Source organism: Achromobacter spanius (assembly GCF_003994415.1).
Lineage (GTDB): Bacteria > Pseudomonadota > Gammaproteobacteria > Burkholderiales > Burkholderiaceae_B > Achromobacter > Achromobacter spanius_C.
In genome coordinates this window covers 305,447-326,958 of sequence record NZ_CP034689.1, presented here as the reverse complement: position 1 = coordinate 326,958, position 21,512 = coordinate 305,447, and the positions used below count along the sequence as shown (strand labels likewise).

Annotated in this window: 20 protein-coding genes; 1 reads left to right on the top strand and 19 read right to left on the bottom strand. The window is 65.5% G+C overall.

The window, feature by feature from the left end:
* Positions 1–27 precede the first annotated feature (27 nt).
* The 9 genes from ELS24_RS01500 to ELS24_RS01460 form a co-directional block, all read right to left on the bottom strand.
* Entirely contained in the window at positions 28–1,605 is a 1,578-nt protein-coding gene (locus tag ELS24_RS01500) for a serine hydrolase (protein WP_127183202.1), read from the bottom strand.
* A 7-nt stretch (positions 1,606–1,612) separates the two neighbouring features.
* Positions 1,613–2,740, bottom strand: a complete 1,128-nt coding sequence (locus tag ELS24_RS01495) for a hypothetical protein (protein ID WP_240669416.1) — start codon at positions 2,738–2,740, stop codon at positions 1,613–1,615.
* A 65-nt stretch (positions 2,741–2,805) separates the two neighbouring features.
* Positions 2,806–3,951: a D-alanyl-D-alanine-carboxypeptidase/endopeptidase AmpH gene (gene ampH, locus ELS24_RS01490; RefSeq protein ID WP_127183200.1), complete on the bottom strand. Its 1,146-nt coding sequence runs from the start codon at positions 3,949–3,951 to the stop codon at positions 2,806–2,808.
* A gap of 159 nt (positions 3,952–4,110) precedes the next feature.
* Positions 4,111–5,028, bottom strand: coding sequence for a GAF domain-containing DNA-binding protein (locus ELS24_RS01485; protein ID WP_240669415.1), 918 nt, complete (start codon positions 5,026–5,028; stop codon positions 4,111–4,113).
* Between the two features lie 100 nt (positions 5,029–5,128).
* A complete protein-coding gene (locus tag ELS24_RS01480) occupies positions 5,129–5,587 on the bottom strand; it encodes a carboxymuconolactone decarboxylase family protein (RefSeq protein ID WP_127183199.1) in 459 nt (152 codons plus the stop codon).
* 69 nt (positions 5,588–5,656) lie between these two features.
* Positions 5,657–6,625 carry a tripartite tricarboxylate transporter substrate binding protein gene (locus ELS24_RS01475; protein ID WP_050449946.1) on the bottom strand — a complete coding sequence of 323 codons (969 nt, stop codon included), beginning with the start codon at positions 6,623–6,625 and terminating at the stop codon, positions 5,657–5,659.
* Between the two features lie 73 nt (positions 6,626–6,698).
* The gene (locus ELS24_RS01470) at positions 6,699–7,703 is read right to left on the bottom strand and encodes a cyclase family protein (protein ID WP_127183198.1); all 1,005 of its coding nucleotides are present in this window, start codon (positions 7,701–7,703) and stop codon (positions 6,699–6,701) included.
* 55 nt (positions 7,704–7,758) lie between these two features.
* Positions 7,759–9,042 (bottom strand): CaiB/BaiF CoA transferase family protein, encoded by a 1,284-nt coding sequence (locus tag ELS24_RS01465; protein WP_127183197.1) that lies wholly within the window; start codon positions 9,040–9,042, stop codon positions 7,759–7,761.
* A 44-nt stretch (positions 9,043–9,086) separates the two neighbouring features.
* Positions 9,087–9,932: an HpcH/HpaI aldolase/citrate lyase family protein gene (locus tag ELS24_RS01460; protein WP_050449948.1), complete on the bottom strand. Its 846-nt coding sequence runs from the start codon at positions 9,930–9,932 to the stop codon at positions 9,087–9,089.
* An 85-nt stretch (positions 9,933–10,017) separates the two neighbouring features.
* Here ELS24_RS01460 and ELS24_RS01455 point away from each other — a divergent pair, with 85 nt between their 5' ends.
* The gene (locus ELS24_RS01455) at positions 10,018–10,908 is read left to right on the top strand and encodes a LysR family transcriptional regulator (RefSeq protein ID WP_050449949.1); all 891 of its coding nucleotides are present in this window, start codon (positions 10,018–10,020) and stop codon (positions 10,906–10,908) included.
* Positions 10,909–10,923: 15 nt separating this feature from the next.
* Here the strand turns inward: ELS24_RS01455 and ELS24_RS01450 are convergent, their stop codons facing one another.
* The 10 genes from ELS24_RS01450 to ELS24_RS01405 form a co-directional block, all read right to left on the bottom strand.
* The gene (locus tag ELS24_RS01450; protein WP_127183196.1) at positions 10,924–12,078 is read right to left on the bottom strand and encodes an iron-containing alcohol dehydrogenase; all 1,155 of its coding nucleotides are present in this window, start codon (positions 12,076–12,078) and stop codon (positions 10,924–10,926) included.
* A 4-nt stretch (positions 12,079–12,082) separates the two neighbouring features.
* Positions 12,083–12,691 (bottom strand): ANTAR domain-containing response regulator, encoded by a 609-nt coding sequence (locus ELS24_RS01445; RefSeq protein ID WP_083447559.1) that lies wholly within the window; start codon positions 12,689–12,691, stop codon positions 12,083–12,085.
* Complete coding sequence (locus ELS24_RS01440; protein WP_050449952.1) at positions 12,688–13,827, bottom strand: transporter substrate-binding domain-containing protein; 1,140 nt, start codon at positions 13,825–13,827, stop codon at positions 12,688–12,690. The genes ELS24_RS01445 and ELS24_RS01440 overlap by 4 nt, the downstream gene beginning before the upstream one ends.
* Positions 13,824–15,350 (bottom strand): amidase, encoded by a 1,527-nt coding sequence (locus ELS24_RS01435; protein WP_127183195.1) that lies wholly within the window; start codon positions 15,348–15,350, stop codon positions 13,824–13,826. The genes ELS24_RS01440 and ELS24_RS01435 overlap by 4 nt, the downstream gene beginning before the upstream one ends.
* 13 nt (positions 15,351–15,363) lie before the next feature.
* Entirely contained in the window at positions 15,364–16,068 is a 705-nt protein-coding gene (locus ELS24_RS01430; protein ID WP_050448115.1) for an ABC transporter ATP-binding protein, read from the bottom strand.
* Complete coding sequence (locus tag ELS24_RS01425; protein ID WP_127183194.1) at positions 16,052–16,786, bottom strand: ATP-binding cassette domain-containing protein; 735 nt, start codon at positions 16,784–16,786, stop codon at positions 16,052–16,054. Before ELS24_RS01425 ends, ELS24_RS01430 begins: the two co-directional genes overlap by 17 nt.
* Entirely contained in the window at positions 16,783–17,799 is a 1,017-nt protein-coding gene (locus ELS24_RS01420; RefSeq protein ID WP_127183193.1) for an ABC transporter permease subunit, read from the bottom strand. The genes ELS24_RS01425 and ELS24_RS01420 overlap by 4 nt, the downstream gene beginning before the upstream one ends.
* Positions 17,799–18,668 (bottom strand): ABC transporter permease subunit, encoded by an 870-nt coding sequence (locus ELS24_RS01415; protein WP_127183192.1) that lies wholly within the window; start codon positions 18,666–18,668, stop codon positions 17,799–17,801. The genes ELS24_RS01420 and ELS24_RS01415 overlap by 1 nt, the downstream gene beginning before the upstream one ends.
* A gap of 7 nt (positions 18,669–18,675) precedes the next feature.
* Positions 18,676–19,917, bottom strand: a complete 1,242-nt coding sequence (locus ELS24_RS01410) for an urea ABC transporter substrate-binding protein (protein ID WP_050448119.1) — start codon at positions 19,915–19,917, stop codon at positions 18,676–18,678.
* Positions 19,918–20,238: 321 nt separating this feature from the next.
* Positions 20,239–21,444 (bottom strand): pectate lyase family protein, encoded by a 1,206-nt coding sequence (locus ELS24_RS01405; RefSeq protein ID WP_428839695.1) that lies wholly within the window; start codon positions 21,442–21,444, stop codon positions 20,239–20,241.
* Positions 21,445–21,512 lie beyond the last annotated feature (68 nt).

Genomic DNA, 21,512 nt, shown 5'->3' with positions numbered 1-21,512 from the left:
ACACCGCCGTCTTGCGACGGCTTGCCCTTACTTGCGGACCCAGCGCCCCAGGCCGGTCTCGTCATAGAACTTGATGTCCAGGCCGCTGGCCTGGCCCTGGCCCATCTTGAACACGATAGAAGCCTGCGAGTCGACCAGATCCGCTTCCCCGGCGGGCGCGAAGGCGAACGTGTCGCCGTCCCAGTGCCTCATCGGAAACCGCATGCCCTTGGGCCCAAGCACCAGCGTCAGCGCGCCGCCGGCCTCTTGAATCTCGGCAGGGCCGTAGTAGGCGTTGTCATAGCGGCCCACGTACTGGCGCAGCGGCTTGGCGGGGGTGGGCGTCGCGGGTTTGGCGGCGCCGGAAAGATCGGCCTGCGGTTCAAAGAAGCCCAGCATGGCGCCGTGATAAGCCGCGTACCAGTCGCGCGTGGGCTTGCCGTACAGCGCCGTATCGATGAAGGTGGCCGCTACGGATTCGGCGGCGCCCACCGGCGCCCCATTGGTCAGCACCACGATGCCGATGCCGGCGGACGGGACGACCTTGAACGTGGTGCCCGTGCCCATCAGGAACGCGCCGGAATGCCCCATCGATGGGCGTCCGCCCAACTCCGTGTTGACGTTGAAACCATAGCCATAGAAGCCGGAACGCGCGTCGATGTCGTGGGCACGCGCGCTGAATGATTGCGGCGACAAGGCGGGCAGCAGCGCGCTGGCGGCAATCATGGGCTTGCCCTGGTATTGGCCGTTGGCCAGCAACAGCTTCAGCCATTGCGCCAGATCGACCACCGTGGACGACACGCCGCCCGCCGGCGCCTGCTGATCGGCATTGCGCTGCCCCAGCGGCACGAACTTGCCCTTCTGATAGCCGTGCAGCACGGCGCGATTGGCGTGCGCCATGAAGTCGTCGTAGCGATAACTGGTGGACGTCATCCCCAACGGCTTGAACAGCAGGTCTTGCGCCAGGCTTTCCCAAGGCCGGCCCGCCGCTTTCGCGACCGCCTCGGCGCCTATCGTCGTGCTGAAGTTCGCGTAGTGATACGACGTGCGAAACGCGTCCAAGGGTTGCAGCCGCAGCCGCGCAATGACGTCGTTGCGCGTATAGCCCAGGTCTTCCAGGTCGTCGCCCGCCGTGCCTGGCAGCCCCGAGCGGTGCGCGAAGAAATCGCCGATGGTGCCGTGCGTGGAAACGTAGGCGTTGCTGAGCGCGAAGTCCGGCAGATACCGCGCAACCGGGTCGTCCCACGACACCTTGCCCTGGGAAACCTCGATGGCCGCCACGGTCGCCGACAGCGACTTCGAGATGGACGCAATCTGGAACACCGTGCGCGCATCCACGGGCGCGTTCTTGCCTGCCTCGCGCGTGCCCCAGCCTTGGGCCAGCACCGTCTTGCCATCGATGACCACCGCCACTGCCATGCCGGGCACCTGGCTGCGCGCCATGATGTCCTGAACAATGCCCGGCAAGTTCTTCACCGCCAGGTCCTTGCTGCCCGCCGGGATCGCGATGGCGTCCGCAGGCGGGCTGGTGTGGCTTTCAATGGAAATCGGCTGCGCCCGCGCCGCCATCGACGCGCCCAATGCCAGCACGACCGCGCTGGCGATGATGGATTTTTTGTTCGTCATGATGACCTTAGAACCCCGCTTGATAGGCGATGCGGAACACGCCCTGGTTGATGCGGATGGCCTGATCGCGCTGATGCGTGATGCCGGCCTGAATGATGAAGCCCATCGGCGTCACGTAGGTGACCGCGCCCGATAGCGCCCAGTCCCACTCGTCTTGCAAGCCGTACTGCGCCAGCTTGCCGTTGCTACCCGACAACTTGCGCGCGGCGGCCGTCGCGGTGAATTGCCAGCGTTCCCGCGACAGCGATACCGACGTCACCCCATTGCCGTTGCCTACCGGCGCGCCCCGGAACGCGCTGGCGTAGGTGGCTTCGTTGAACCAGCTCAGGTTCCAGGCGTTGGCAAGCGGCGCGTCGTAACGAAGCCGGGCGGAAACCGTGTTGGCGCTTTCGCCCTGGCCCGGGTCCACATGCAAGCGGCCGGCGTCCACCCCGCCGGACAGCCCGTCCCAGCCCGGCAAGCCACGAAAGTCATAAGACACGATGAACGATTTCAGTTGGTCGCTGAATGGCGGCGGCTGGTCGGGCCGGATGAAACCATCGTCCACGCTAAGCCGATGGTTCAGGGCAGTGTCGTCGCGCTTGAACAGCACCGCCGCCACCGAGTGCGTGCCATGGCCGCCGGCGTCGAGGGTGTAGCGACCACCCAGGCCGATGGATCCGCGAAATTCCGAGTTCTCGTTGAAGCCGCTGTACAGGCCGTCGATGACGTGCCAGGCGTCGCCAAAGCCCAGGTCCATCTTGCCGCCGTACAGCGCGTAGCGGTCCGCGGTGTAGGCGGCGAACAGGTTGTCCAGGTCCACGCCCAGATCCGAAAAGGCGTTGTCCTTCGTTTCGTTGTTTGACGAGTTGAGCGTGGCCTTGGTCCGGATCGAAAAGCGCTGCGTCAGTTGCAAGACCAGCGCGGCTTCCGCCGTGGGCTGCACGCTGCTCCAATGCGAACGCGGAATCTGTCCGTTATCGTCCTGGATGCCAAAGAAGCCGGTGTAGCCGGTCATCAGCAAGAAGCGGCCGTTCACATGCGGATAGGCGTCCGCGCCGTCGCCCAACTGGCTGTAGGGCGTCAGGAAGATCTCGGTCTTGAAGGGGTCGGGGCCCTCTTGCGCGGACACCGCGCCAGCCGCCAGGGCGAACAAGGCACTGGCCTGGCAAAGCGATTTTGCAATACACGCGCCCATTGCTGGACACCGGCCAAACCCGATCACCGCGCCAGCTCGGCCGCCAGTTCGCGCACTTGGGAATGGATGTTCCCGAACATGGCGAAGTTGACCCGACTGGCCACGACGAATATGCCCAGATCACGATTGGGCGACAACACCGCGTAGCTCATGAAGCCGCCCAGGCCGCCGCTTTTGCCCAGCAACAAGGGCGCGCCATCGCGGGGCAGGCTGACGACCCAGCCCAGGCCCATGCCATCGGCATCGGTCACTTCCGTGCCCACCACCGACTTCAAGCCGTCATACGGCAGCCACATCGTGTGGGCCAGGGTGAACGCTTCCTTGCCTTGCCTGGCGCCGTCCAGGTGCCAGCGCATCCAACGCGCCATGTCGCCGGCCGTGGAATAGATGCCGGCGCTGGCGTACATCACGTCAGGAACCGGCGCGTTCGGATCGGGTTTGTCGAAGGGATCCAGGCCCGTCATCAAGCGCTTTTTCTGCGCGTCGTTCAGCACGTTGGTCGTGTCGACCAGCCCGGCGGGCTTGATGACTTCGTTGGTCAGCACCGTGGAATAGTCGGCGCCCCCCGCCCGCGCCAGCGCATCGCCCAACAGGCCAAAGCCCAGGTTCGAGTACAGCGTGGTGGTGCCGGGCCGATAGGCGGGCGGGTTGGCGCCGATCCACTTCCAGTAGTACGCGCGGTCGAAGGCGGCGAAGGGGTTGTCGGACGGCTTGGCGTTCGGGTCCGGCAGTTCGCGCGGCAGGCCCGCCGAATGCGTGGCCAGGTCCAGCAGGGTGATGGGGCGGCCCTGGGTCTGCACGCTGGCGTTGGCGGGTGCGTACTTGGACAGGGGATCCGTCAGCTTAAGCTTGTCCTGAGCCGCCAGCGATGCCAGCACGTCGCCAGCGAATACCTTGGAGACCGAGGCGATCCGGAAGATGGAATGTTCGTCGGGTTCCACGCCATTGCCAGGCGCCGTTTCTCCATAGCCCTGAATGAACACATCATCGCCGCGCACCACGGCGATGATGACGGCGGGTGCGCCAGCGTTCAGATAGAGCTGCATGCCGGCCATGGACACGGCGTCTTGCAAGGCCAGGTCCGTGGCGCGGGCCGGGGTCGTGCCCAACACGCAAGCGGCGGCCACGGCCAGGAAGGTAAAGCGCGATAGGACGCGAGACGCCAGCATGCCGATTCTCTCAAGAGTGCCTTGGGGAAGCGGGAAGTCCCGCCAAGCGAGATGATCCCAAAAACTCCGGCATTGGCCACATTGCAAGGACGAAACAACATTCCGGCATGACGAACGGCATGGCGGGGTGAGTCAAATCCGGGGGTCAAAACCCCGGAGTCAAATCCCCATGCGTTCGCGCAACGGGCGGCGGTACGAGCGCGACACCGGCCAGGCGTTCTCCACTGATCGCATCCGGATCAGCCACTTGTCGACGCGTCGGCGGTCCACGTCCATGACATGCAAGGCATTGGCAATGGCGGTGCGGTGCACGCGGAAGAAGAGCTTGTCGGGCAGCAAGGTCGACCACAGCCCCAAGGAGCGGGAATCCAGCACCATCGAACCGTCTTCCAGCCAGATCTCGCTGTAGTTGCCGGCCGATCGCACGCCCACGATGGCCTCGGGCTGTACGCCTCGCACCACGCCGCGCATGTTCAGATAGACCACGGACGTGGCGCTTTCATGCATCGCCGTGCGGCTCTGCCGCAGGCTTTGCGCATACTTGGCCTGCCCGATCAGGTTGGCGCATTGATACAGGGCGTTGATCTCGGCGGCGGACCAGGTCCGATGCTGGACCGTGGTGTCGAAGCCGATGATCCCGCATAGCTTCTTGTCGTGGAATACCGGCACGCTCAGCACGCTCTTGTTGCCCTGGCGCACGAATTCGGCCTGGATGATGCGCGCGGTGCGCGGCAGGTCGTGCACATCGTGGATGGCCACGGCATAGCCTTGCACCATGAACTTGTGCAGCCACGCGATCAAGGTCGTGGGCACATCCTGAAGCTCGGCCACGAAGGGCTGCGTCTGGCCCCGGCACCATTCATGGGTGTTGCGAAAGCGCAGCATGTCGGGCCGGTATTCAATGAACCAGGCGCGGTCGACATCCGATGTTTCGCCCATGAAAGACAACTGCTCGGCGATGGCGTCGTCCACCGGATGCTTGAGCAAGCTCATCGCGCAGCGATACAGCCACTTCGACGACGAGTCAGGTACGAGTTCGGCTACGGTGTGCGTCTGGTATTGGACTGCATCCTTCACTGCGTTCCCCTGGCGGCCGGATCTGACATCGTCCATGTGCTGCCGTGCAGCACGCCAAGCGGCGATTTTCACTCCGGCCCGGGGTAAAGACAAGCTTGGATCAGGATGACGCGCCGCTGAACAGATCCGCCTGGCGCGGGTCGGCGGCGGTCAGCTCGTAGCCGATCTGCTCGGCGACCTCGCGCAGGATGGCCTGCGCCAGGTTGAACGCGGTGTTGGCGGCGGGCACGCCCGCGTAGATCGCGTTCTGCAGCAACACTTCCTTGAGCTCATCCGGTGTCAGGCGAGAGTCATCCGACGCCGTCAACGCGGCGCGCACATGCAGCTCGAATTCTTCCCAGCGGCCCAGCGACAGCGTCACCGCCAGCACCATCATGCGACGGGCCTTGTGCGGCAGGCCGGGCCGGCTCCAGATGTCGTGCCACGCATAGCGCGTGATCATGTTCTGGTAGTCGGCCGTGAACGTGGTGGCGCGGTCCAGCGAGCGCTGCACCCATTCATCGCCCAGCACTGCGCGGCGGTTGGCCAAGCCCCGCTCGAAATCGTCTTCCCGGCTCATGTGATCCCTCTTTGCGTGAATGCCTGAGGACAGGGGCACGGGCAGAAAATCCGCCCGCGCCCATGTCGATCAATTCACCGAGATGTTATTGGCTTTCACGACCTCGGCCCAACGCACTTGTTCGGCGTCGACGAACTTGGCGAAGTCAGCCGCGCTGCTGCCCACCGCGGTCAGGCCCAGCTTGCCGAGCTTTTCGCGGGTGTCGGGGCGCGCCAGCGCCTTTTGCACCAGGTCTTGCAGCTTGGCCACCACGGCGGGGTCGGAACCGGCCGGCAGGAAGAAGCCGTTCCACTCCGACACGTCAAAGTCCTTGATGCCGGCTTCGCCAACGGTCGCCACCTTCGGCAGTTCGGGCATGCGCTTGGCCGACGACACCGCCAGCGCCTTCAGCTTGCCGCCGCTGACGTAGTTCAGGCTGGATGCGGCGTTGGCGAAATAGACGTCGACCTGACCGCCCATGACGTCGACGATGGCCGGCGCACCGCCCTTGTAGGGCACATGCACCACGTCGATGCCCGCGTCTTTCTTGAGCAGTTCGGCGGCCATCTGCGCCAGGCTGCCGGGGCCGTAGGACGCGAAGGTGTAGCGACCCGGGTTGGCGCGCGCGGCGCTGATGAAGTCAGGCAGGTTGTTGAAGGCCGAGCCGGGCGCCGCCACCAGGATGTTCGGCACGCTGATGGCTTGCGAGACCGGGATGAAGTCCTTCTTCACGTCGTAGGGCAGCTTGCGCAGCGCCGGGTTGATCGCGAAGGCGGATGCGTCGTACAGCACCGTGTAGCCGTCCGGCTTCGCACGCGCCACGTAAGACGCGCCGATCGCGCCGCTGGCGCCGCCCTTGTTTTCAATGACCACGCTTTGGCCGGCCACTTCGCTCATGCCTTGCGCGATGATGCGCGCGGCGTTGTCGGCGCCGCCGCCCGCGGAATACGGCACCACCAGGGTGATGGGCTGGTCGGGGTAACCGGCGGCGTGGGCCGTGCCCAACGCGCTGGTCAGGCCAATGGTGGCGGCCAGGGCCGCAATGTAGGTCTTCTTCATGTGTGCTCCTCAAATCCCCCCTACGGGGATGTCAAATGGATCATGGAATCGTGGCGCGATCCGCCCGGCAAAGTCAGACAGTCGCGATGGGGTTGACCGGCGCGCCCACCAGGCCGGGCACGTACATGGGTGCGGCGGTCAGGAAAAAAGCGTGTCGGCCATGCTGGCGCAACCATTGCGCCAGCGGGGTCAGGTGCCAAAGCTCGCCCAGCGGCAGGCCCAGCTTGAAAAGACATTGTTCGTGCAGGGGCAGCAACGGCCCCGTGCCCGAATCCAGATGATGGTTGCGCAATTCCACCGCGTGGTTGTCGGCGGCGATGGCCGCGATACGGCTGTCCTTGATCCAGGCCAGCAGTTGCGCATCCGCGCCATCCAGCACGCAGCAACTGGTCTTGAGCCGGTCTTGTTCGTCGTCGCCCAAGGTCAGCGCCAAATCGGCCAGGCCCGTGTGCAGGCACAGCACGTCGCCCGGCCTGACCTGCACGCCATCGGCCTGCATCACGTCCATCAGGTCGCGATAGGACACCTTGCGGTGCGCGTCGCCAAAGCGGGCGCGCAAGTCCACCATCACGCCACGGCCCTGAATGCCGTGCCGCGCCATCGGCGCAATGGACAGGTCCTGGGTGCCGGTGAAGTTGTCGGTTTGAGGTTCACTGACGGTAAAGCCGTTGTAGCCGGTGGGCTGGGCGTCGCCGGTGCCATGGGCGTCGTACATCGACCCCACATGGCCCAGCGCATCCCATTGCGTGGAGTACTGCGGCGACAGGGTGACGCGGTCGTCGCTGACGACGTCGGTGGCGCCGGGCACGTCGCGCGCCAAGGGGTAGCGGTAAACCGGCACGCCATTCTTTTCAGCGGGCTGGATCACCGGGCCCTTGCGGCGCGGGTTGAGCACGGGCGCGCGCGGTACGTTCAGCGGCAGGCTCAAGGAAAACGACAGGCCGGTCTGAATTTCAGCAATCGCGGCCAAGCGCGCCTGGCTGTCCAGATGATTCAGGGTGCCGAGCTGGTCGTCGTGCCCGAAGTCCCCCCAATTCGATCCTTCCGGCCGATGCTGGTAGCGGCGTGCTTGATTCATGGCTGCGGTCTCCTCGTCCTGTGACAGACGAATTTTGCTATCGTTTTGTTACGGCTTATTGCACCACGGCGGACTGCATTAATTGCTCAATTTCCTGCGCGGTGTATCCCAGGGTGGACAGTATTTTTTTGCTGTGTTCCCCCAGACTCGGCGCGGCGCGGCCGATGGCGTTGTCGTTGGCGCTTCCCGTGGCGGGCCCCGCGACACTCCCCGTGGGGTTCTCGGTGACCTCTACGGTGGTCTTGCCTACGCTGGCGCGGGCGTCGCCGGACGCATCGAAATGCGCCCATTGCGCCAGGCCCAGATAATTGCCCGCCTGCTTGCTGTGATACGGGCGCATCAGCCCCATGGCTTCAACTTGCGGGTGGTCGAACATGTCTTCCACCGGCCGCACCTCGGCGCAGGGCACGCTCTGGCCAAAGCGCTCCGCCCATTCACGGGCCGATGCGCGCGACAAAGCCTGACGCACCAGCGGCACCAGCACGGCCGCCTGCGCCGCGCGCTTCTTGACGGTGTCGTAGTCGGGGTGGTCCGCCAGCTCGGGCAGATCCAGGTGGCCGCACAGCGCGCGCCAGAAATGCGGCGTGTTGGCCGACAAATACAGATGGCCTTCGCGCGTGGGATGAATGCCCGTGATACCGCCCGAGCGCATGTCGCGTTCGATGTGGCGCGGTTCGCCCTCGGCCCATACCAGGCGGGCCGATTGCATGGCCAGCGCACTGCCCAGCAAGGAAACCTCGATAGCCTGGCCCCGCCCCGTCTTCTCGCGCTGGTAGAGCGCCGCCGACACGCTGTTCGAGATCAAGGCGGCGCCGTAATAGTCAACGACCGATCCGTACAGCACTTCGGGCGGGCCGTCGGCCTTGGCCTGCGCCGCGCACATGCCCGTCATGGACTGCAGCACCTGGTCGTAACCCGCGTGGCGCGCCATCGGGCCCACCGCGCCGTAGCCCGTCATGGCGCAGTAGATCAGGCGGGGGTTGACGGCCGACAGGGTGGCGAAGTCGATCCGCAGGCGTTCCGGCACACCCGGCCGGAAGTTGTGGACCAGCACGTCGGCCTCGCGCACCAGCCGAAGCAGCACGTCGTGGCCGGCCGCGTCTTTCAGGTTCAGGCACAGGCCGCGCTTGTTGCGGTTGATGCCCAGAAAGGCGCGGCTTTCAGACGCCAAGGTGGACGGGTACTTGCGCAGGTTGTCGCCTTCGGGCGGCTCCACCTTGATCACGTCGGCGCCCATGTCGCCCAGCAGGGCGCAGCCGTAGGGGCCGGCAATATAGGCGCTAAGGTCCAGCACCTTGATGCCTGCCAGCGGCAGATTGGCGGGGGATTCAAATTCCATGTTGCGATTCACTCAATATCCAGGGGCCAGGTCCTAGGCCCGATTCAGGCCGCGCGGCCGGCAGCCAGCAGCACGTCGCGGGCGCGCTGCACGAAGGGCGCGTCGATCATCTTTCCGTCCAGCAGGAAGGCGCCCACGCCGTCTTGCTCGCGGCTGGCCGACACGATGCGCTCGGCCTCGGCGACCTCTTCGGCGCTGAAGCCGAACACCTCGTTGGCAATGGCGATCTGGCTGGGATGCACGCAGGACTTGCCCAGAAAACCCAGCGAACGGGCCAGTTGCGCTTCGGCCCGAAAGCCGTCGGCGTCGCGCACGCGCGCATAGGCCGCGTCCATGGCGTACTTGCCCGCGCAACCCGCGCCCAAGCGCAAGGACAGCATCACGGCGCGCAGCGTTTCGGGTTGATATCGGTCTATGCCCAGCGGCTCGAACAGGTCGGCCAGGCCCAATTGCAAACCGGCCACACGCGGATGCGCGGCGGCCAATTCGGCCGCGCAGGCCAAGGCGCGCGGGGTTTCCACGGTGATGAGGAATTCATTCTGGAAGCCGGCGGCAATGGCTTGGGCGGCAGCCTCGCACAGCGCGGTGGCGCTTTCCACCTTGGGCAGATTCAAGAGGTCAATCGGCAAGCCGCCAAGCGCGTCCAGGTCGGCGGCAAAGTACGGGGTGTCGGCCGCGTTCACGCGGACGATAATTTTCTTGGGATGTAAGGCCTGTGCCGCCGCGAACCCGGGCGACGCCAACCAGTAGGCCAGGGTGTTGCGCGCCTCTTGCTTGCGGGTGGGCGCAACGGCGTCCTCCAGGTCGAAAGACAGCGCATCCGCCTGACTGGCCATGGCTTTATCGAAGAGGTCCGGGCGCGAACCCGGCACGAATAGCTTGCTTCTCATTGGAGTCTCCTGGTGGCATTGTGGCGCTGGGCCACGCCGCCAGGGGACAGCCAAATTACGATAAGAAGATAGAATATCTATCGTTATGAACACCGACTTCCTACATACGCTGGCCGCCGTGGGCCAGCATGGATCCATGGCCGAGGCCGCTCGCCGCCTGGGGCTGACCCACGGCGCCGTGGCGCAGCAAGTGCGCAAACTGGAACAGGAATTGGGCGTGGCGCTGGTGGCGCGCGCCGGTCGCACCGTGCACCTGACGGCCAAGGCGATTGAACTGATCGGCCCCATGCGCGAGGTTCTGGAGCGTATCGAGAAGATCCGCTACCTGGCGCGGTCCGACGAAATGATGGGCGAGCTCAGGCTGGGCGCGGGCAACACGGCCTTGAACTCCATGGTGCCGGCCATTCTGGAACACCTGGTCAGCCGCCATCCACTGATCAACGTTGAGATTCAGCCGGGGCATTCGGTGCGCTTCTATCCCGCCATCGAAAGCGGCGAGCTGGACGCCGCCATCGCCCTGGAGGCGCCTTACCCCTTATCAAAAAGCCTGGGCTGGCAGTTGCTGCGCGAAGAACCCTATGTGCTGGCGGCGGCGCCCCGCCATGCCGGGCGGCATCCGCACAGCCTGCTGACCACCGAGCCCTTCATCCGCTATCAGCGCAGCGACTGGGGCGGCCGCCACGTTGACGACTATCTGCGGCGCGTGGGCATTACGCCGCGCGAACGTTTCGAACTGAACGCCATTGAATCGATTGCGGTGATGGTCAGCCGCGACCTGGGCGTGGCCATCCTGCCGCAATCCACCAACGGCGCGATCGAACGGCTGGGCTTGTTGGCCCTGCCACTGCCCGAACACTGCGAGCCGCGCCGCTTCGGCCTGATCTGGTCACGGGTGTCGCCCCGGCTGGCGCTGATCCGGGCGTTTCGCGACATCGCGGTGGTGGAGTACGCCCAGGTGCAAGGCGGCAGCCAGTAAGGGCTATGCCGCGCCTCAGTACGCCGTGCGATAGATGGCCAGCGCCTGCGCCTCGTCGATGGGCAGCGGATTGTTCATCAACAGGCGTTGCTGCAGCATGGCCGAACTGGCCAACGCGGGCAGGTCGGCCTCGGTAATGCCCACCGCCCGCAGGCCTTGAGGCAACTGCGCCTGGCGGATCAGGTCTTCCAGGAAGGCGATGAAGGCGGCGGCCCCGGCCGCGGCGTCCGTGCTTGCCGGCAAGCCCACCGCCGCACCCAGTTCGGCATAGAGCGGCGCGGCGGCCTGGGCATTGAAGTGCAGCACGGCGGGCAGCACCAAGGCGTTGGACAGCCCGTGGGGCACATGGAAGATGCCGCCCACCGGATACGCCAAGGCGTGGACGCCACCGACGGGCGCGTTGGCAAACGCCTGCCCGGCCAGCATGGCGCCCAACAGCATGTCGGAACGCGCCTGCAAATTCGTGCCGTCGCGGCACACGGTCAGCAGATTGGCGCTAAGCAGCTTCAGGGCCAGCACCGCCAGGTGGTCCGACAGGGGATTCTTCAGGCGCTTGCTGGTGTAGGCCTCGATGGCGTGAACCATCGCGTCCACGCCGGTGGCGGCCGTGGCGGCCGGCGGCAAGCCGACGGTAAGCTCGGCATCCAGATAGGCGGCATCGGCATAGAGCTGCGGCGCGACCACGCCGCTCTTGGTCGTTGCCCCCGTGGTGACGATGGAAATGGGCGTGACTTCCGAGCCGGTGCCGGCCGTGGTCGGCACCTGTACCAGCGGCAGGCGCTTGCCGCGCACCTGATCGATGCCATACATGGCCGACAAGGGCTGCTCGCCCTGACACAACACCGCCACGAGCTTGGCCACGTCCATGGACGAGCCGCCGCCAAACCCAATGACCATGTCGGCGTTGAAGGCGCGTGCGCGCGCGGCCGCGGCCTCGACCACGGCTTCAGGCGGGTCAGCCACCACATCGTCGATCACCAGCGTCTGCCAGCCGGTGGCCGCCAGGCTGTCCAGCGCGGGCTGCAATGCGCCGCTGCGATGCAGGAAGCTGTCGGTCACCAGCACGGCACGCTCGCCCGCGTATCGTTCGCGCAACAACGCGCCCAGGCGGCGGGCCAGTCCGGGTTCGACGACAAGATGGGCAACAGTCTGAAATGAGAAGGCGGTCATGGGATCAGGACAGTTCGTTGATAAGGGATTGGGCAACGTCTTCAAGCGACGAGCGCGTGGCCATGGCGCGGCTTTGGATGCGGCGATGCGCTTCCTGTTCGGTAATGCCCTCGCGAGCGATCAGCAAGGTCTTGGCCGTAGCCACCTTGCTGGCGGCCGCATAGCGGCCTTCCAGCTTGCGCACATGGGCCAGCGTGGCGGCCTGCTGGCGCCACGCGGTACGCGCCAGCAACAGCTGCGTCAACAGGCCGAAGGGCCGGATGGGGCGTTCGATGACGCCGGTACAACCGCTTTGCAGCACCAGTTGCAGGGTGGCGGGGTTTTCGTATTCCACGATGCCGACCAAGGGCGGGCTCAGCTCGGTAAGACTGTCCGCCAGACGCTGGATGGCGTCGCGCTGGTCTTCTTCAATGGGCAGCACCACCACGTCGGCATCCGCGCCCAGCCGTTCGGGCAAGGGCCATTGCTGCGTCGGCACACAGCCGATGCGCTTCAGGTGCGACATCAGCAAGCGTGATTCGGCGTCCTGCGGCAGCAGGACCATCACGCGCAGGCCGTTGAGTTCGCGCAGCGCGGTGCTGCTGCGCGCGGGCCGGTTACGAGGCGCCGTCACGATAGGGCCAGGGCCTCGGGGTCCAGCGCGTGGTCCACCAGGTACGGCACCGGCCGTACCGCGGCGCGCGCCGCGTAGACGATTTCGAACTGACGGCGCGCGTTCACGCGGGCAATGCGCGGCCAGAGCGAGGTGTGCTGGGTGTCGCCATCGATGGTGACCAGGCCCTGCGGCGCTTCGAAGCTGGCCCCGTCCAGCGCGTTGACCAGGGCCGGCAAGGCCAGGCCGCCCGCGCGACGGGCCGCGTCGGCCACCAGATGCACCTGAAAGTAGGCGGCTTCGGCCCCCGCCGTGATGGGGCTGTCTTCGCCAAAGCGGGCCTGGTAGGCCCGCGAGAAGCGCCGGCTGGGTTCGGTGTCCAGCGTGGCGAAGTAGGGTGCGGCGGTGATGTGGCCCTCGGCCTGCTCGGCCGTCAACGCCGCCACATCGGTTTCGTTGGTGGCCAGGCTGACAATCGGCATGCGCGCGGGGTCCAGGCCCAGCTCGCGGTAGGCCCGATAGAGCTTGACGATGTCGCGCCCGACCATGGTCGAGTAGATGGCGTCCGGGCGCAGCGCCACGGCGCGCTTGAGCACCTCGGCCAAGTCTTCCTGCGGTGCGTTGAGCGGCAGATAGACCTCGTCGACCACTTCCCCGCCGGCCTGTTCGTAGAGCTCGCGCATGATGCGGTTGGATTCGCGCGGGTATACGTACTGCCCGCCGATGAACAGCACCCGGTTGCCGAAATGACGGATCACATAGCTGGCAAGCTGCACCGAATTCTGGTTGGGCACCGAGCCGGTGTAGAAGCAATACGGCGAATACTCAAAGCCTTCGTACAGCGTGGCGTAAAAGAGCAGCGCGCGGCGGCTTTCCACCACCGGCAGCACGGCCTTGCGCGTGCTGGACATATGCGTGCCGAAGATCAGCGGCACGCGCTGGCTGTCGCACAGCCATTCGGCCGCCTGGCGGTAATCGGGCGGTTGCGCACCCACGCGCGCGCTCACCGGCACCAGCGGAACGCCATCGATACCGCCCGCCGCGTTGACCTCGTCGATGGCCATCAGCGTGGCGTTTTCCTGGGTGATCTCGGTGGCGGCCGTCAGGCTCTCGTGCGAGAACAGCAGACCGACCCGGTGACCGTCGCGCGCGCTCACAGTGCCGTCCAATCAAGGTCGCGCTCAAAAGCGTGGGCCGCGCGGTACAGCGTGGATTCGTCGAAGTGGCGGCCCACCAGCATCATGCCCACCGGCAGCCCGTCGCGCAGCGCGCAGGGCACAGAGATGGCCGGATGGCCGGTGACGTCGAACGGGGCGGTGTTGGCGTTCATTTCCAAGGCGCGGGTCACGAAGACGTCCGGCGCGGCGGTGGCGTCGATCAGCCGGGGCGCGCGCATCGGCACCGTGGGCATCAGCAGCATGTCCACCTGGCCAAGCGCCTGGTCGTAGGCCAGACGCAAACGGCGCGCCAGGTTCTGGGCCTTGCCGTAGTACTGGCCGCCGTAGCGCGCATGGAAGTATTCACCCGCCAGCAGGCAGGTTTTGACGTCATGCGGGAACTCGTCGGCGTGATCGCGCCAGTGGCGCTGCGCCTGCATCAATCCGGTCACATAGAGCCCTTTCCAGTTGGTGCCGTAGTTATACCCCTTCATTTGCTGCGTCGTGCCTTCCACGGCAATCGGGGTCCAGATCGCGTGGCCTTTGCGATGCAGGGGGACCGACACCTCGCTCACCTCGGCGCCCAGCGCGGCCAAGTGGCCGGCGGCCTGGCGCACGGCGCGATCGACCTCGGGATCGCTGTTGCTCCATCCAAACCCTTCCGGCACCACGCCCACGCGCAGGCCTTTCAAGGGCAGGCCCTGCGCGGGCAGGTCAAGCGCATCGACGTAAGCGGGGCGTTCGGCGGGCAGGTTCTGCTGGCGCGGGTCCAGGCCGTCGGGGCCGGCCACGGCATCCAGCAAGCGGGCGTTGTCGACCACGTTGGCGCTCATGATGCCGGCATGGTCCAGCGTCATTTCGATGGGCATGATGCCGGTGTACGGAATCAGGCCGTGGGTGGGCTTCATGCCGTAGATGCCGGAATAGGCGGCCGGTATGCGAACGGAACCGCCCTGGTCGGTGCCAATGGCGATGTCCGCTTCGCCGGCGCCCACCAGCGCCGCCGCGCCGGACGAGGAGCCGCCCGCCGCATGCGCCGGGTTGCGCGGATTGCGCACCGGGCCGGCCGCGCCGGTGTGGCTGCTGCCCGACACGCAGAAGTATTCGCAATGGGCCTTGCCCACGATGCGGCCGCCGGCATCCAAGATGCGCGTGGCCACCGTGGCGTCCTGGTCGGGCACATAGCCGCGCAGCGTGGCCGCGCCATTCATCATGGGCACGCCAGCCAGGCAGATGTTGTCCTTCAAGACCACGCGCTTGCCCGCCAGCGGGCCGTCCGGGCGGCCGTCGATCTCGGTGCGAACGTACCAGGCGTTGAGCGGATTGTCTTCGGGCTGCACGCCCGGGGTGCGCGGGTAACGCACCACCGGCGGCTGGTCGATCATGGCGTCGACCTGGTCATACTCGGCAAAGGTGGCTTCCAGAATGCTGTCGTAGGCGCGCAGCGTGGCGTCGTCCAGATTCAGGCCGATGCGACGCGCGGCCTGGTCCAGCGCTTCCAGAGTGGGACGGGGAAGGGACATCTCGGATTCCGTATCAGGATTGCAGACCGCCGTAACGCCGGGCGATCTCTTGGGGTGTGGTGGAAGCGGTCGGCACATCGGCGATCAGTTCGCCTTTCTCCAGCACCAGAATCCGGTCGGACAAGGCGCACAGGAAGTCGATGTCTTGCTCGACCAGCAAAATGGCGATGCCATGGGACGCCCGCAGGTTCTGCAAGGCCTCCACGATCTCGTCGCAAATTGAAGGCTGGATGCCTTCGGTGGGTTCGTCCAGCAACATCAGCTTGGGGTCGCCGCACAGGCAGCGGGCCAGCGCCAGCAATTGCTGCTCGCCGCCCGACAGGCTGCCGCCCGGCCGGTCCAGCAGGCGCTGCAAACGCGGGAACACCTTCAGCACCGACGCGATCTTGGCGTCGGCCTGGCTCAATTGCTTCACGCAGCCCATGCGCAGGTTTTCGGCCACGGTCAACGCCGGGAAGATCTGCCGGCCCTGCGGCACGAAACCCAGCCCATGGCGGGCGCGCGCATACGGCGCCAACGCGCCCAGGTCCCGGCCATCCATGGACAGAGAGCCCCCGGTCAGCGGAAGTTCGCCCATCAGCGTGCGCAGCAGCGTGGTCTTGCCCATGCCGTTGCGCCCCAGCACACCGGTGAATTCACCCGGGGCCATCTCGAACCCCACGCCGTGCAGCACGGGAATGCGGCCATAGCCGGCCTTCAGTTCATGCGCTTTGAGCATGCGGCTCTCCTTGCTTGCCCAGATAGGCGGCACGCACTTCAGCGTGCGCCATGATGTCGTCAAAGCTGCCTTCGGCCAGCACCTCGCCCTGGTTGAAGACCGTGATGCGGCCGGCAATCAGGCGGATGAAGGCCATGTCGTGTTCAACCACCACCACGGTGCTGTGGCGGTTGATGGCGGCGATCAGGTCCGCGGTCTTGCGTACTTCTTGCTGGGTCATGCCGGCGGCGGGTTCGTCCAGCAACACCAGTTCGGGACGCGAGGCCAGGATCATGCCCAGCTCCACCCATTGGCGTTGGCCGTGCGCCAACGCATTGACTGCTTGATGCGCCACGGATTGCAGGCCGATTTCCTGCAGTACCCGCGCGGCGATGTCGGCGGGATCGCCGTCGCTGCGACGGCCCGCGGCCAGCCGCAAGCCTTCAAGCACATCCAGCCCTTCAAAGACGCTGGGCACCTGCGTCTTGATGCCTATGCCCAGCCGGGCAACTTCGTGCGTGGCCAGGCCGCGCAGCGGTTTACCCTTGAAGCGGATTTCGCCCCGGCTGGGCCGCAGCTGGCCCGACAGCATCTTGAAGAAGGTGCTCTTGCCTGCCCCATTGGGGCCGATCAGGCAGCGCACCTCGCCGCGCTGCAAGCGGAAGTCCACATCGCGCACGGCGTGCACGCCGCCAAAGCTGACGCTCAAGCCCTGCGTTTCCAACAGCATGTCGTTCATGCTTGCTCCTTGACGGCAGGCGTGGCCGAGCGCGATGACGACCGCCACAGGCGGCGCGCGGCATCCGCGATGGTGGGCGCCAGCCCGCGCGGAATCAGCAGCACGAACAGGATCAGGATCACGCCCAGCACCAAGCCTGTGTCCACCGTATGTTGCGCACCCAGCCGCGTGACCATGGCTTGCAGCGCAACGCAGGCGACGATGGGGCCGATCAGCGTGCCGCGCCCGCCCACAATGACCCAGATGATGATCTGCGCCGACTGCGCCAGCCCGAACACACCGGGGCTGACGAACGCGCCCCAGTTGGCATAGAGCATGCCGGCCAGGCCCGCCAGCGCGCCGCCCAGCGTGAAGGCGGCCAGCTTGTAGAAACTGGCGTTGTAGCCCAGCAGCATGGCGCGTTGCTCGTTCTCGCGCACGGCAGCCACCACGCGGCCAAAGCGCGACGCCATCACGGCGCGCAAACCAAAATAGGCGGCGATGAGCACAAGCGCCGCCAGCGTGAAGGTGCCTTCTGGCGACAGCGGTTCGGCGGCGCCGGGCAAGGTCAGCGGCGGAATCGAGGGGATGCCGTTGAATCCACCCAACAGGGCCTCGCCAATGCGATAGCTGTCACCCGAGGTGGAGTTCATCAGGTTGAACAGAATCAGCGTGACGGCCAGCGTGATGACGCCCAGATAGACGTCGCTGATCTTGCCGTAGAACATGAAGTAGCCCAGCAACGCGGCGCACGCCGCCGGCACCGCGACCGCCAACGCCAGCGCGCCCAGGCCCGGCCCGAAGTTGAACGCGCCGACGGCCCAGGCATAGGCGCCCAAGCCGAAGAAGGCCGCCTGGCCAAAGCACAGGATGCCGCCGTGGCCCCAGACAAAAGCCAGGCTAAGGGCCAGCAGCGCCATGATCAGATAGACCGTCATGGACAGCAGGCTGAACATATCCACCACAAAGGGCAGCGCCACGGCGGCCGCAACCGCCACCGCGCCCAGCGCCAGGGAAAAGACAGGTACACGCATCAGATTGCTCGCTTGAAGAATCGACCGGTGATGCCTTGCGGCAGCAAGCGGATCAGCACGATGGCGGCCAGCAGCAAGGCCACCTGCCCATAGACCGGCGTGGCAAGAAACGTCACGCCCTGGCTGATGGCGCCGAAGATGCCCGAGGCGCTCACGGTGCCCGCGATGACGGCCGAGCCGCCGCTGATGACCGTGATGAAGGCCTTGGCGATATACGCCGCGCCTATCGTCGGGATGACGCCGGTCAACGGCGCCAGCACCGCGCCCGCCAGCCCCGACAGCGCCGCGCCCAGGCCGAACGTCAGCTTGTAGACCCCGTTGGGATTCATGCCCAGCGCGTTGGCCATGGCGGCGTTCTGCATGCAGGCACGTGCCCGCAAGCCAAAGTCGGTGAAGCGCAGCAGGCACCACAGCGCCAGCATCACCATGGCCGCCAGACCGATCAGGAACAGCGTATAACCGCTGGCCTGGCGCGCGCCGATGGCAATGCCGCCCAAGGGCGACGAGATACCCACGGTGGTATTGCCGAACACCATGGTGGCCATGCCGATGACGGCCAGCGACAAGCCCCAGGTGGCAAGCATGGTGTCGATCATGCGGCCATAGAGGTGACGCACCAGCAGATGTTCGACCAGCACGCCGAAGAGGCCCACGGCCAAGGGCGCCAGCACCAGCATGGAAATCCAGATCGGCACGCCCCATTGGTTGGTGGCCAGGATGGCGACATACCCGCCCAGCATCATGAATTCGCCATGCGCGAGATTGATGATCTTCATCATCCCGAACACAACCGCCAGCCCCACGCTCAAGAGCGCGAGGATGGCGATTGCCCCCAGGATATCGATGGCATAGATGGCAACGAGATCCATGGAGTGCTCAGAACTTGATGGCGTACTGGCGGTTGTCCGCCGGGTTCTTGATCAGGTCGCACACCGCCGCGGTATCGCCCGGCTGTTGCTGCGGGAAGCTTTCCACCAGGTTGAGCTTGCGGTCGCGCACTTCGGCAATGTGCACGTCCAGCGTGCAATGGTGCGTGGCGGGGTCCAGCGTTACGCGGCCGCTGGGCGCGTCGATGGCCACGCCCGATTCCAGCGCTTCGATAACCTTCATGCGGTCGATCGACCCGGCCTTGCGCACGCCTTCGGCCCACAGCATGAAGCCTTGGTAGGCGCCCATGGCCAGCTCGGTGATGTAGGGGTAATCGGCGCCATAACGCGCGTGGAAGCGCTTGACGAAGTCGGCGTTGGCCGCGCCCGGCAGCTCTTGCAGGTAGTTCTGGCAGACCAGAAAGCCGTTGCATTCTTCCGGCGACAGCACGATGTGTTCATTGCCGCCCGCGAACGTGGTCGAGGCAAGCGGAATCTTGCCGGTCATGCCGGTCGCCTTCCATTGGCGATAGAACGACATATGCGCGCCGCCCACCAGGGCGGACCAGATGAAGTCCGGCGATGCCGCCTGGATCTTCGAAATGGCCGCGCCAAAGTCGGTCACATCCAACGGAAAGAATTCAGTGGCGACGGTCTTGCCGCCGACGTCGGCCGCGTACTTGCGCACCCAGTTGGAAACGATCTGGCCGTAGTTGTAGTCGGCCGCCACGATGTAGACCTTCTTGCCCCATTGCTTCACCGCATGCGGCGCCAGCTTCTGCACGGTTTGCGCCGGCGTCACGCCCGCGGCGAAGTAGTTCCGGTCGCACACGCCGCCTTCATATTGGTTGTCGTAGAAGTACAGCGTGCGGTAACGATTCAGCACGGGGCGCACCACCTCGCGCGAGGCCGACGTGATTCCCGCATGCACCACGGCGGCCTTGTCGCGCAAGGCCGCCTGTTGCGCGAACTGCGCATAGAGCTGCATGTTGGATTGCGCGTCATAGGCGATGAAGTTCAGTTGCCGGCCCAGCAGGCCGCCGTTGGCATTGATTTCTTCCGCCGCGAAGCGCAGCGCGTCCATGACCGGCTTGCCATAGATGTCCAGCCCGCCCGACAGGTCATAGATGGCGGCAACATTGATTTTTTCTTCGCCGGCGGCGAAGGCGCGTGTGCCCGTCAGGCCCGCCAGCGTGGCGGACGCGGCGGTGACGGCGGTGGAAGACAGGAACTGGCGGCGGTTCATGCTCATGTTGGTAAGCCCCTTGTGCGCAGGCGGCGCGCAGCACTTGCCCCCGGCGCGAAACGCACGGACGAGCAGAGGCCGACGCCGAAGTTGCGTAGACGTGAGTAGGTGTTGGGATATGCCGAGAGACCGGCAGAATGTCGACGTCGTTGTCGACTAGAGGATTGCTGAACGACCGCTGCGGCAGTTGCGCCTTTGGAACTTACCGGGTCGGCCTCCTTGCGAAAGGAGACAGGAATTATTTTAGGAGAACGGCGTAACGCGGCATAACCCCGTGGTTTCCCTAGGGCCGGCCGCGCTACGCCACGGCACAGGGCCTTTGCCGCACTACCGCGTCGGGCATCCCGACCCGGTGCGTGACGCCGCCAAGGGCGTATCGCCGGACGTGTTGCCGGCAAACTTGCGAATCTTCTCGGCCAGTTCCGGCGTTGGCCGCTCGTAGCTGTAGCAGTACGGCGGCGTGGGAGCAGACTCGGGGCGGTAGTCCTTGAGCACGGGCTTGGCATCGCCCAGGTACAGGTTGTCTTTCAAGCGCAGGAAGGCTTTGTAGTCGCGCGTGTAGCCATGCACGGCCTTCAATTTTTCGTAGGCGCCGCGATCCGATTCGCCGTTGTCCAGCGCGCTGCGCCCCGACGCAATGGGGATGTAGCGGCAGTAATTCACATTGATGCCTTCCACCGTGGGGAAGAATTCCGGCTCGACACATTTGCGTTTCGTGTCGTTGTTGAAGATGTTTCCTTCCACCAGCGCCTTGGCTTCCAGGCTGAAGCTCATGCCGTAGAAATCCCAGTTTTCAAGCAGGTTGTTGAACAGGTGGAAAGTGCCGAATTGCCCGCGCGGATTGCGCTGCACGGTATTGAAAAAATAGTTGTGATGCAGCGTCACGCGCGCGATGGAATCGCGCTCGTAGTTGTGGAACAGGTCTTTGGACGTAATGTTGTTCAGCAGCATGACCTTGTTCGAGTTATGGAACTTGGTCCAAGAGATCGTGACGTCGGTCGAGCCGTTCTTCACGTTCAGCAGTCGGTCGGACATGCGTGAAAGATCCATATGGTCAACCCACACGTCGCGGCTGCCATTGGCCACGTTCACCGCCTGCGTCAGCCGGTTCAGGCGTCCGTCGATCGTCAGATGCGTCAGGATCACGTTCTGGCTGCCATACACGCCCAGACCGTCGTCGATCAAGGCGACACGCTTGCCACGCCCGTCGATCGTGGTGTTGGAGGGCACGCGAAGCTGCTTCTTCAGCACGATCGTCATGTCGGACGCGAAGCGGATCCAGGTGGGACCCTTCTTGGCTTGCGCCAGCGCGGCGCGCAGCGTGCCCGGCCCCGCGTCCTGGTCGGAGGTGACCTCGATCAGCCTGCCGCCCAAGCCGCCCGTGGCCCGGGCGCCGTAGCCCTCGCGCTGTTGCAGCAGCGACGAAACCCAGGCGCAGCTTTCATCCGGGCTGGCGCACGATTCACTGGCCGCCGCGGTGCCGCCCGCCAACATGGCGAAGGCCGCAATAGCCCAGGCCAGGAAGCGACGCATCGCCTTCATTCCAGGCTTCGTTCGGGTCTTCGTTTCTGGCTTCTTTCCAGGCTGCATACGCGCCCTCC